Origin of the sequence: Ferrovibrio terrae, assembly GCF_943371255.1 — a bacterium.
Classification (GTDB): domain Bacteria; phylum Pseudomonadota; class Alphaproteobacteria; order Ferrovibrionales; family Ferrovibrionaceae; genus Ferrovibrio; species Ferrovibrio terrae_B.
On sequence record NZ_CALRUC010000054.1, the window covers coordinates 18,063 to 28,101 of the forward strand.

Genomic DNA, 10,039 nt, shown 5'->3' on the forward strand with positions numbered 1-10,039 from the left:
CTCACTCGTCCTGAGAATGCTTCCACAGATGTTCGGCGGCGCGCTGCGCCTTGTCGACGCTTAAGGTGAGCATATGGCTGTCCTGGCTGCGATAGTCATAGCCGGGCTGGCGGATGATCTCGTCATAGCTCAGATCGGTGCGCACCGCGGCGGTCTTCTCGCCCCAGGGGCCATAAACTTCCTCGCGGCTCGGGCCGAACAGGCCGAGCGTCGGCACGCCGCTGGCCGCCGCCAGATGCATCAGGCCGCTGTCATTGCCGATATACAGGCTGCTGCGCTGCAGGGCGGCGGCGATGGTGAGCAGGTCGAGCTTGCCGACAAAATCCAGCGTGCGCTCGGGCGGCAGGCCGGCCAGTGTGGCCTGGGCCAGCGCTTCCTCGCCGGGGCCGCCGAACACGGCGATGCGTGCGCCGGGCAGGATGCCGCCGTCTTTGGCCGTCAGGCGCTGCGCCAGCTCGGCGAAGCGTTCACCGGGCCACATCTTGCCGCCCCAGTTCGCCGTCGGGCCCAGTGCCAGCACCGGGCGGCCGTCATCGGGCCAGAGTTTCTTGGCCGCCTTTGTCGCATCGGAGCCGATCCACAGGCGTGGTGCCGCAGTGGTTTTCAGCTTGAGGAAATTCGACAGCACGATGACCTTGTGCATGCGCGAGCCGGAGCCGCTGAAGCTGCGGCGGCGACGCGCCAGCAGGAACTGGCCGATGCCCGAACCGCGCAGGTCGATGATGAGCCAGAAGCGCGTCAGCGCGAGTTTCTTCCACAGCTCCCACCAATGCCCGGCCCAGGGCTTCTTATGCATGACGATGATGCGGTCGAGATTGGGCAGATCCTGGAACAGGCCGGCCGCCGCCGGTCCGCAGGCCACGGTGAAGCGGGCCTTGGGGAACTGCGCGTGCAGGGCATCGATCAGCCCGGTGGAAAGCACCGCGTCGCCCAGCCGGTTGGCAGTGATGAAAAGGATGCGCATGGCTCAATCTTAAATGTTTGGCTGGTTATAGGGGGGGTGTCCGCCCTTGCCAAGTCGCCGGCCCTCCCATACCTCAGAAGGGCCAAAACCGGAGGATTCATGGCCGATCTGACCTGCGCTGCGCTGCCTGACCGGGCCCTGCTGTCCCTGGGTGGGGACGAGGCGGCCGGCTTCCTCGATGCGCTGGTCTCCAACAACGTGACCGGGCTTGAACCTGGCCAGGCCGCCTATGCCGCGTTGCTGTCGCCGCAGGGCAAGTTCCTGCACGATTTCTTTGTCACGCCAGATCCGCATAAATCTGGCCTGCTGCTGGATGTCGCCGCCGAGCGACTGGCCGATCTGCAGCGCCGCCTGACGCTGTATCGCCTGCGGGCCAAGGTGACGATCGCGCCGGTGGACGGTGTCCGCTGCTATGCGCTGTTCGGCGGTGCCGCGCCATCGGTCGCCGGGATTCTGTTCAACGATCCGCGCCTCACCCAGATGGGCTGGCGGCTGTGGCTGCCGGAGCAGGCCGAACCGCCGCTGCCGCTCGCCGGTCCGGCGGCCTATGACGCGCATCGCATCGCGCTCGGCGTGCCCGATGGCCTGCGCGATATCGAGATCGACAAGGGCCTGCTGCTGGAAAACCATTTCGAGGCGCTCAACGGCGTCGATTTCAGGAAGGGCTGCTATATCGGCCAGGAGCTGACCGCGCGCACCAAGTATCGCGGCCTGGTGAAAAAGCAGCTCTATCGGGTGCAGGGCGCGCAGCCCTTGCCGCCAGCCGGCACGCCGATCATGGCGAACGGGCAGGAGGTCGGTCAGCTGCGGTCGGTGTCCGGCAGCATCGGCCTCGCGCTGCTGCGGCTGGATGCGACATCGCAAGATCTGGATGTGGCGGGGATTGCACTGCAGGCCGCGCGGCCCGACTATGCCGGACCGATTCCCGAGGCAAAGACCTGAAGCGATATGTCGAAAACTCCCATCACCCATGACGACGGCCGCTGCCGCTGCGGCTGGTGCGGCGTCGATCCGCTGTATGTGAACTACCACGACACCGAATGGGGCGTGCCCGAATGGGATGACCGCGCGCTGTTCGAGAAGCTGATCCTCGACGGTTTCCAGGCGGGGCTCAGCTGGATCACCATCCTGCGCAAGCGCGACAATTTCCGCAAAGCCTTCGATGGTTTCGAGCCGCAGAAGATCGTGCGCTATACGCCGAAGAAGCTGGATGCGCTGATGCAGAACGAAGGCATCATCCGCAACAAGGCCAAGATTCACGGCACGGTGGCGAATGCGCGCGGCTGGCTGGAGATCATGGAGACGGAGAAGGGCGGCTTCTCCGGCTATCTGTGGAACTATGTCGATGGCAAGCCGCTGAAGAACGGCTGGTCATCGCTGAAGCAGGTGCCGGCGGAAACCGCGGTCAGCCAGGCGCTGTCGAAAGACCTGCGCAAGCGCGGCTTCACCTTTGTCGGCCCCACCATCGTCTATGCCTTCATGCAGGCAGTCGGCATGGTCAACGACCATCTGGTGGAATGCTACCGCCACAAGCAGGTCGCCAGGGCCAAACGCCCCGGCTGACCTGCCTGCGCGGGACTTACGCCGCCTTGCCGTCTGCGGTCAGGCCGAGTGCCAATCGGCCGGCCAGCCGCTGCTGCGGCAGCTGGGTGAACGGGTGATAGCGCGCGGCCTGCAGGTCGCGGAACAGCCGTTCGATGCCATTGTCGCGATAGAAGGCGCTGCCGCCGGCCGCATCCATGGCAAGGCTTGCCATGGTGAGCAGGCTTTCCGTCATCGCGCGTTTCAGCGTCATGATGGTGGCCGAGGTCTGCTCGCCCGGCGCGCCAGACTCACCCAGGCTCACCATCTGCTCATGGGCGGCAATGGCGGCAGCCAGGGCGGTTTCCATGGCGCCGACCTGCAATTGGGCATCCATGTCGCTGCGGCGGCGGGCGGCGATCTTGAGCACCTCGTCGCGCAGCTGTTCGGCCACGCCACGATAGACGCTGTAGATCAGCGGGAAGGCCACCAGCGTCACCAGGTGGAAGAAGGGATGCCACACGCCGGCCGGGCGGCGCAGGGCAATCGAGGCGTCCGGCACGAACACATCCTCCAGCCGCACATCCTGCGAGCCGCTGGCGCGCATGCCCAGCGTGCGCCAGGTCTGCTCGATGGTGATGCCCTTGCTGTTCATCGGCACGGCGGCATGCAGCACTTCCGTGTCGCAGATCGCCATGGTCATCAGCAGGTTGCCGGCCTCGGCACCGCTGACGAAGCGCTTGCGCGCCGAGAACAGGTAGCCGCCCTCGGTCTTCTTGGCGATGCCGGAGCCATCGAGCCAGTCGTTGCCGCCGGTGGACAGCAGCATCAGCTCCTCGGCCGCGATCTTGCCCAGCGGCTTTTCGACAGCTGCCGGGTCGCTGCGCCAGCGCCGCACCATGGCGGCCAGCGGATGGGTGTGCATGGCCAGCGCCAGCGCCGTGCCGCTGCACTGGCGGGCCAGGAAGCGCAGCATCTCGGTCAGCTCGCGATAGCTGGCGCCGCCACCATTCAGCTCGACGGGGATGCCGGCGGAAAAGATGCGGTTGGCCTTCAGCAGGGCGAAGGTCTCGGGCGAGAAGCGGTCGGCGGCATCGTTGGCGGCGGCCTGGCCGGCGATCCGCGGCGCCAGACTCTGCACCCGCTCGGCCAGCGGCAGGCTATCGGGTGTCTTGATGGTGGTCTGTAGGGTCATGGTCAGGGGCCTCCGTCCCTTGGTTTGCTTCATCGGTGAAACGCGGAGGCGGGTTATGCGGGGCAGGGCCGGGCGGAGATAGTGCAAAAATAGAACTTGGCGGGTCGCCACCACCCGCGATATTCATCGCCCCATGGATACCAGTTACGGAATCTTCTGCCCCGTGGCGAAGGCTGCCGAGGTTGTGGCCGGTCGCTGGACCCCTTTAATACTCAGTGAACTGATGAAAGGTAGCGAGCGGTTCGGCGATATCCAGAACGGCGTGCCGCTGATGTCGCGCAGCCTGCTGGCGCGCCGGCTGAAAGAGATGGAATTCGCCGGCCTGATCCTGCGTGTGCCGGTGGGCAAGGGCCATGTCTATCGCCTGACCGAAAGCGGCAATGCGCTGCGGCCGCTGATCAACCAGCTGGCCGAATGGGGCAGCGAATGGCGCCTGCCATATCTGAACGAGCGCGAGCGCAATGTCAGCTACCTGATGTGGTCGCTGCGCGGCTTCCTGCTCGGCCGCACCGAGCTGCCGGCCAAGGCGGTGCTGCAGTTCAATTTCCGCAATGTGCCCAAGCGCGATCACAAGCTGCGCAGCTGGTGGCTGATCAAGCGCGATGCCGAGATCGACCTCTGCTACACCGATATGGGCTTTGAGTCCGATGTGATGATCGATGCCGATCTCGACACGCTCACCCGCGTGGCGATCGGCCTGGCCAGCCTGCAGAAGGCGCGCAGCACCGGCGATGTCAGTTTCACCGGCAATGCCAAGCTGTTTGCCCGTTTCGTTGCCGCGCTCGATCTGGTCGAGCCGCCGAAGCTGCGGCTGATGCGCGTGCCATCCGAGCCGCCGGTGAGCCAGACGGTGCTGCCGCCACATGCCGAGGCGCCGGCGCAAATCAGAACGAAGAGCCGGGCTGCTTAAGGAATTCGATTTCTTCCGGTGAACTCTCGCGCCCCAGCGCCGCGTTGCGATGGGGGAAGCGGCCGAAGCGGGCGATGATCGCGCGATGCTTGTCGGCCCAGCCGGCCAGATCGAGGCCCGGCATCACCTTGTCCAGCGCCGAGAACAGCAGATGCGCCAGATCCTGGTCGTGCATCTGTTCGCTGTGTTCGAACGGCAGGTAGAAGAACATCCGCATCACCGGCGGCAGCGCGATATCGAAGCCGCGATCCACCGCCTGCCGCGCAATGGCGAGGGCGCGCGCATCGCCGGCAAAGGCCTTGGCCTCGCCGCGGAACAGGTTGCGCGGGAACTGATCGAGCAGGATCAGCAGCGCCAGCGCGCCTTCCGCCGTCTCCGCCCAGTCGGCATAGCCTTCCGCCAGCGCCGAGTCCACCGCGGCAGCGAAGCGCTGGCGAATCGCTTCGTCAAAGGCCGCGTCTTTCTCGAACCAGGCTTTGCGGTTGGTCAGTGGCACGCCGGGCCGGCGGTCGAACCAGAAATCCAGCACGCTGTCTTGCGATACGGGGGCTTGCGATACGGGGGCTTGCGTCACGAGTCCAGATTCTCCCAATGCCAATAGCCGATCACATGGCGCGGCTGGCCTGATTCATCAAGCAGGGGGGCGAGAATGCGCTGGAACGTGATGAATTCCCGGTTCTGTTTCAGCGACGACCGCCGCGCGAAGCCGGGCTGGCCGCTGAGCAGGATGGCGCGGTATTCCCGCTCGAAGGCCAGAACCTGCTCGGGCGTATACAGGTCGTCGAAGCAGCGGCCGCTGTAGTCGCGGCCGGTGGCGCGGCGATGGCCGGTGCCGAGCAGGCGGAAACGCAGGTTGAGCCGGGCACCGGAGGCAAGGTCACCATCGGGTTGCGCCTCGACCAGGCCGATATGGGGCAGCAGATGGTGCGGAATCCGCAGCGGATCGACCGCGGCCTTGGGCGGCACACCGCAGGCTGCCGGCGGCAGGGCGCGCCAGTAGGCTATAAAATCCACCAGGGCCGGCTGCAGCACCGCTGGCCAGGTCCGGTCATTGATTGTCTCGGGCGTATGCGACATCGCCCCTCCCTTGCCGCCAGACTAGGCCGGCAGCAGCGGAATGCCCAGACGTCAAAAAAAGTGTGGGCCTGTTAATACCGGGGTGGCATCTGCTAGCCTGTCAAAAAACGGGAATGGAAACGGATATGAACCAGATTGATCTCAAGGGCAAAAGCGGCGTCGTCACCGGTGGTGCGCAGGGCATCGGCCGGGCGGTGACCGAACGGTTTCTGCGCTCGGGCGCGGCGGTGGCGATCTGGGATCGCGATACCGCGCTGGCCGGCCGCGTCGCCGCCGAACTGTCGGCACTGGGCAAGGTGATCGCGGTGAATGCCGATGTGACATCCTGGGACAGCATCGCGGCGGCGGCGAAGGAGACCGCGGCCCAGCTCGGCGGCATCGATCTGCTGGTCAACAATGCCGGCATCGCCGGGCCGAATGCGCCGGTTGATGCCTACCCCCTGGACGCCTGGCAGCAGGTGATCGATATCGATCTCACCGGCGTGTTCCATTGCTGCCGCGCCGTGGTGCCGCTGATGAAGGCGAAAGGCTACGGCCGTATCGTCAATGTCGCCTCGATTGCCGGAAAAGAGGGCAATCCCAATGCCAGCGCCTACAGCGCCGCCAAGGCCGGCGTGATCGCCCTGACCAAGTCGCTGGGCAAGGAACTGGCCGGCATGGATATCGCGGTCAACTGCATCACCCCGGCAGCGGCGAAAACCGCCATCTTCGACCAGATGACGCAGACCCATATCGACTATATGCTGTCAAAGATTCCCCGCGCCCGGTTTGTGGCGGTGGACGAGATCGCTGCCATGGTGGCCTGGCTGGTATCGCCGGAGAATTCCTTCACCACCGGGGCGGTGTTCGATCTGAGCGGCGGCCGCGCCACCTATTGAGGCGGCGGTCGCGGTGGTGAGATATGGCCCGGCCGGTATGGCGGGCCATGTGGTGAGGAGCAGAATGCCCGAGAGTCGTGACGCCAAGTTTTCGATCGGTGATGTGGTCCGCCATCGCCTGTTTCCGTTTCGTGGCGTGATTTTCGACGTCGATCCGGTCTTCAACAACACCGAGGAATGGTGGGAGTCGATCCCGGCCGATCTGCGCCCGCGCAAGGACCAGCCGTTCTACCATCTGCTGGCCGAGAATGCGCAGAGCGCCTATGTTGCCTATGTGTCGGAGCAGAATCTGCTGCCCGATGCCGAGGCCGGCCCGGTGAACCATCCCGATATCAAGAAGTATTTCGCCGGCTTCCGCAGCGGCCGTTACCAGTGGCGCGCCGCGCCCAGGATGTAAGTCCGGCCTTAAAGGAGGACGCATGCATCGCCGTGATATCCTGAAAAGCCTGCTGGGCGGCACGACGGCTGCGCTGGCCGCATCGCTTGTCGCAGGGCCGGCCCTGGCCCAGATCACCGATCTGCTGACCGCGCCGAAGACGCTGATCGACCGTGCCATCGAGGCGCGCAAGGCCGGCGACATCGCCAAGGACAACGAGATCGTCCTCAAGGTGAACAAGGTGATGGCCGAGGTGAAATCGGTCAAGGCCTCGACCGAGATCTATGAGCAGCGCCTGCTGATCACCGGCCTGTTCGACGACAAGGCGACCTACGATCAGTTCGAGAAGGGCGTACGTGCCGTCGCCGGGGTGAAGAAGCTCTACTGGCATGTGGTCTTCCTGTCGGCCGCCGACCAGGAGAAGCGCAAGGCCGAGATGCTGAACTGGGCCGATGTCACCGTGCTGGAAAGCAAGGGCAAGGCGCGGCTGATCGGCACGCGCGGCGTGGCGGATGTGAATTTCCGCCTCTGCGCCGATGCCTTTGGCACCGTCTATCTGCTGGGCCGGGCACGCTCGAAGGACGAGATGAACAAGGCGCTGGCGCGCGCCAAGGACGGCGAGGGCGTGCGCAAGGTGGTCAACTACGTCGAGGTACGCGCCTGATCGCGGCGCCTCGCGTTACAGCAGCCGGCCGATCAGCGACACCACGGCCGGGATATTCAGCCCGATCAGAATGATGCCAACGGCGCCGGCGATGAGGCGTCCAGGCAGTTTGTTGACCAGGAAAGCCGCGATGGGCGCGGCCAGCAGGGCGCCTGCCATGATGGCCAGGGCCGTGCTGCCAATGGTGGTCAGCGTCGCAGCGCCGAGCCAGAAGGAAAACACCGCCGCCTGCACCGCAGCCACCACCGGTTCGGCCGCATTGGTCGAACCCACCACCAGCCTGGGCTCGCGGCCCTGCAGCAGCAGGCTTGAGGTGACGATGGGGCCCCAGCCGCCGCCGAAGGAATCAAACAGGCCGCCCAGGAAGCCGACAATGCCGGGCCGTCCTTTCGGTGCCGCATCGATGGCAAGATTCTGCCGCCAGCGCAGCGCGCGCAGGATCACCACGATGCCCATCAGGCCAAGATAGAGAGCGGCCAGGGGGCGAATGACATGGATCGGCAGCAAAGCGATGACGCTGGCGCCGATAATGCCGCCGACAATACCGGGCAGGATCAGGCGACGGCAGACCAGCCAGTCGATATTGCCGAATTTCCAGTGCGACAGGCCGGACGCGATACCGGTTGGAATCTTGGTGACATGGACCGCTGCGCTGGCCACGGCCGGCGGCATGCCGGTTGCGATCAGCACGCTGCTGGCGATCACGCCATAGCCCATGCCGATGGCGCCATCGATCAGCTGCGCAGCGAAGCCGACACCGACAAACAAGACCAGATCGAAATCCAAACGCCGCCTCCTGATTGCGGTAACGCCTGCACCGGAGAAACGTTACGCCGCAAAACTCTGCAAGGCGTAGTCTACCAGACTCTGTGTCGCGGCTGACAGGGGCATGCTGGCCGTATCGATGGTCACGGCGGCTTCGGTCGGCGCCTCATAAGGTGCCGAGATGCCGGTAAACTGGGCAATCTCTCCGGCCCGTGCCCGCTTATACAAGCCCTTGGGGTCGCGCGATTCGCAAACCGCAAGATCGGCATGGACATGGATTTCATGGAAACCCGCGCCGATGATCGTGCGCGCTAGGCTGCGCTGCTGGCGCAGTGGGCTGATCGCCGAGACCAGCACGATCATGCCATTGTCGGCCATCACGCGGGCCACTTCGGCCAGCCGGCGGATATTCTCCGCGCGGTCGGCATCGCTGAAACCCAGATCGCGGTTCAGGCCATGGCGCAGGTTGTCGCCATCCAGCACGGCGACCTGCTGGCCGCGCGCAAACAGCGCGCGCTGCGCCGCCATTGCCAGGGTCGACTTGCCGGCACCGGACAGGCCGGTGAGCCACAGCACGCCGCCGCGATGGCCGTTCTGCTGGCGGCGCTCATCGGCGGTGACGCTGGAATCGACGGCAACGATATCGTTGGCCGCGATTCGCGCCTGCTCGGCTGCCTCGATCACCAGGCCGCCGGCGATCTGCGGTCCGCGGATCAGTACGCCGCGCCCGGTGCGGGCATGGTTTTCATAGAGATCAACGGCCAGCGGCTTGCGGCTGCGCAGGATCACGCGCGCCACGCCGTTGCGTTCGATCTGGGTGGCATCGGTGGTGCCCAGGCTTTCGACATCCAGCACCTCGGTGATGGCTTCGACCTCGACCTCGCGTTCGGCGGTGCCGAGCTTCAGCGTCACTTTGTCGCCGGGCTTCAGCGCCTCGCGGTCGAGCCAGAACAGCCGCGCGGTCAGGCGGGTGGCTTCCCTGGGGCGCTGGTCCGGGGTGCTGGCCAGGGCGCCGCGCTCGACGAAGACATCCTCGTCCAGGGTAAACGCCACGCTTTCACCGGCGACGGCTTCGCTGCGCGGTGCATGCCAAGAAGAGCCATTGGCGGCCGATCCGCTCCAGGCTTCCAGCGTTGCCACCGTGGCCTCGCGGCCGCCCGGCGCGAACCGGATGCGCTCGCCCACCTTGATGCGTCCGCTTTCGACACGGCCGACAATCACGCGGCGATCATCCAGGCGATACAGATCCTGCACTGGCAGGCGCAGCGGCTGCTCCACCGGATGCGCGCGCGGGGCAAAGGCATCCAGGGCACCGATCAGGGTGGGGCCCTGGTACCAGGCGGTGTTCAGGCTGCGGCTGGCGATGTTGTCGCCCTGGCGCGCCGACAGCGGCACGATGGCCTGCACCTCGATGCCGATATCGGCGAGATAGTTGCGTACCGCATCGGCCACGGCCTGGAATTTCACCGGGTCATGGTCGATCAGGTCGATCTTGTTGACGGCAACGGCGACCTGGCGGATGCCGAGCAGGTGCAGCAGGTAGGCATGGCGGCGGGTCTGTTCGGCCAGGCCTTGCGCCGCATCCACCACCAGGATGGCGGCATCGGCCTGGGCCGCGCCGGTCACCATGTTCTTGAGGAATTCCTTGTGGCCGGGTGCGTCGATGATGACATAGCGGCGACGCTGGGT

The 10,039-nt window shown here is 65.6% G+C and carries 12 protein-coding genes; 6 read left to right on the forward strand and 6 right to left on the reverse strand.

All coding sequences use genetic code 11. The annotated features are described in order from the left end of the window. Position 1: 1 nt before the first annotated feature. Positions 2–964, reverse strand: a complete 963-nt coding sequence (locus tag AAG799_RS12750) for a glycosyltransferase family 9 protein (RefSeq protein ID WP_341896424.1) — start codon at positions 962–964, stop codon at positions 2–4. Between the two features lie 99 nt (positions 965–1,063). Here AAG799_RS12750 and AAG799_RS12755 point away from each other — a divergent pair, with 99 nt between their 5' ends. Next, complete coding sequence (locus tag AAG799_RS12755) at positions 1,064–1,906, forward strand: folate-binding protein (RefSeq protein WP_341896426.1); 843 nt, start codon at positions 1,064–1,066, stop codon at positions 1,904–1,906. A gap of 6 nt (positions 1,907–1,912) precedes the next feature. After that, on the forward strand, positions 1,913–2,527 hold the full coding sequence (locus AAG799_RS12760) for a DNA-3-methyladenine glycosylase I (RefSeq protein ID WP_341896428.1): 615 nt from the start codon (positions 1,913–1,915) through the stop codon (positions 2,525–2,527). 16 nt (positions 2,528–2,543) lie between these two features. Here the strand turns inward: AAG799_RS12760 and AAG799_RS12765 are convergent, their stop codons facing one another. After that, positions 2,544–3,680 carry an acyl-CoA dehydrogenase family protein gene (locus AAG799_RS12765; RefSeq protein WP_341896430.1) on the reverse strand — a complete coding sequence of 379 codons (1,137 nt, stop codon included), beginning with the start codon at positions 3,678–3,680 and terminating at the stop codon, positions 2,544–2,546. Positions 3,681–3,813: 133 nt separating this feature from the next. Between AAG799_RS12765 and AAG799_RS12770 the strand changes: the two genes are divergently transcribed. Beyond that, on the forward strand, positions 3,814–4,590 hold the full coding sequence (locus AAG799_RS12770; RefSeq protein ID WP_341896432.1) for a winged helix-turn-helix transcriptional regulator: 777 nt from the start codon (positions 3,814–3,816) through the stop codon (positions 4,588–4,590). On the opposite strand, the gene AAG799_RS12775 is transcribed toward AAG799_RS12770, so the two are convergent. Beyond that, complete coding sequence (locus AAG799_RS12775; protein ID WP_341896434.1) at positions 4,565–5,164, reverse strand: DUF924 family protein; 600 nt, start codon at positions 5,162–5,164, stop codon at positions 4,565–4,567. The genes AAG799_RS12770 and AAG799_RS12775 overlap by 26 nt on opposite strands. Then, positions 5,161–5,667, reverse strand: a complete 507-nt coding sequence (locus AAG799_RS12780) for a PAS domain-containing protein (protein ID WP_341896436.1) — start codon at positions 5,665–5,667, stop codon at positions 5,161–5,163. Before AAG799_RS12780 ends, AAG799_RS12775 begins: the two co-directional genes overlap by 4 nt. 125 nt (positions 5,668–5,792) lie before the next feature. Between AAG799_RS12780 and AAG799_RS12785 the strand changes: the two genes are divergently transcribed. The 3 genes from AAG799_RS12785 to AAG799_RS12795 all read left to right on the forward strand — a co-directional run bounded on the left by AAG799_RS12785 (position 5,793) and on the right by AAG799_RS12795 (position 7,585). Further along, the gene (locus tag AAG799_RS12785; RefSeq protein ID WP_341896438.1) at positions 5,793–6,545 is read left to right on the forward strand and encodes an SDR family NAD(P)-dependent oxidoreductase; all 753 of its coding nucleotides are present in this window, start codon (positions 5,793–5,795) and stop codon (positions 6,543–6,545) included. A gap of 64 nt (positions 6,546–6,609) precedes the next feature. Continuing rightward, on the forward strand, positions 6,610–6,942 hold the full coding sequence (gene hspQ, locus AAG799_RS12790; protein ID WP_341896440.1) for a heat shock protein HspQ: 333 nt from the start codon (positions 6,610–6,612) through the stop codon (positions 6,940–6,942). A gap of 22 nt (positions 6,943–6,964) precedes the next feature. Further along, positions 6,965–7,585, forward strand: a complete 621-nt coding sequence (locus tag AAG799_RS12795) for a BON domain-containing protein (RefSeq protein WP_341896442.1) — start codon at positions 6,965–6,967, stop codon at positions 7,583–7,585. A gap of 15 nt (positions 7,586–7,600) precedes the next feature. On the opposite strand, the gene AAG799_RS12800 is transcribed toward AAG799_RS12795, so the two are convergent. Further along, positions 7,601–8,371 carry a sulfite exporter TauE/SafE family protein gene (locus tag AAG799_RS12800; protein ID WP_341896444.1) on the reverse strand — a complete coding sequence of 257 codons (771 nt, stop codon included), beginning with the start codon at positions 8,369–8,371 and terminating at the stop codon, positions 7,601–7,603. Positions 8,372–8,413: 42 nt separating this feature from the next. Continuing rightward, a partial coding sequence (cysC, locus tag AAG799_RS12805; RefSeq protein ID WP_341896446.1) for an adenylyl-sulfate kinase occupies positions 8,414–10,039 on the reverse strand: 1,626 nt, incomplete at its 5' end.

What these genes read in the sequence shown, in the direction of transcription:
- AAG799_RS12750 (WP_341896424.1), bottom strand. Translation starts at nt 964, where the DNA reads ATGCGCATCCTTTTCATCACTGCCAACCGGCTGGGCGACGCGGTGCTT.
- AAG799_RS12755 (WP_341896426.1), top strand. Translation starts at nt 1,064, where the DNA reads ATGGCCGATCTGACCTGCGCTGCGCTGCCTGACCGGGCCCTGCTGTCC.
- AAG799_RS12760 (WP_341896428.1), top strand. Translation starts at nt 1,913, where the DNA reads ATGTCGAAAACTCCCATCACCCATGACGACGGCCGCTGCCGCTGCGGC.
- AAG799_RS12765 (WP_341896430.1), bottom strand. Translation starts at nt 3,680, where the DNA reads ATGACCCTACAGACCACCATCAAGACACCCGATAGCCTGCCGCTGGCC.
- AAG799_RS12770 (WP_341896432.1), top strand. Translation starts at nt 3,814, where the DNA reads ATGGATACCAGTTACGGAATCTTCTGCCCCGTGGCGAAGGCTGCCGAG.
- AAG799_RS12780 (WP_341896436.1), bottom strand. Translation starts at nt 5,667, where the DNA reads ATGTCGCATACGCCCGAGACAATCAATGACCGGACCTGGCCAGCGGTG.
- AAG799_RS12785 (WP_341896438.1), top strand. Translation starts at nt 5,793, where the DNA reads ATGAACCAGATTGATCTCAAGGGCAAAAGCGGCGTCGTCACCGGTGGT.
- hspQ (WP_341896440.1), top strand. Translation starts at nt 6,610, where the DNA reads ATGCCCGAGAGTCGTGACGCCAAGTTTTCGATCGGTGATGTGGTCCGC.
- AAG799_RS12795 (WP_341896442.1), top strand. Translation starts at nt 6,965, where the DNA reads ATGCATCGCCGTGATATCCTGAAAAGCCTGCTGGGCGGCACGACGGCT.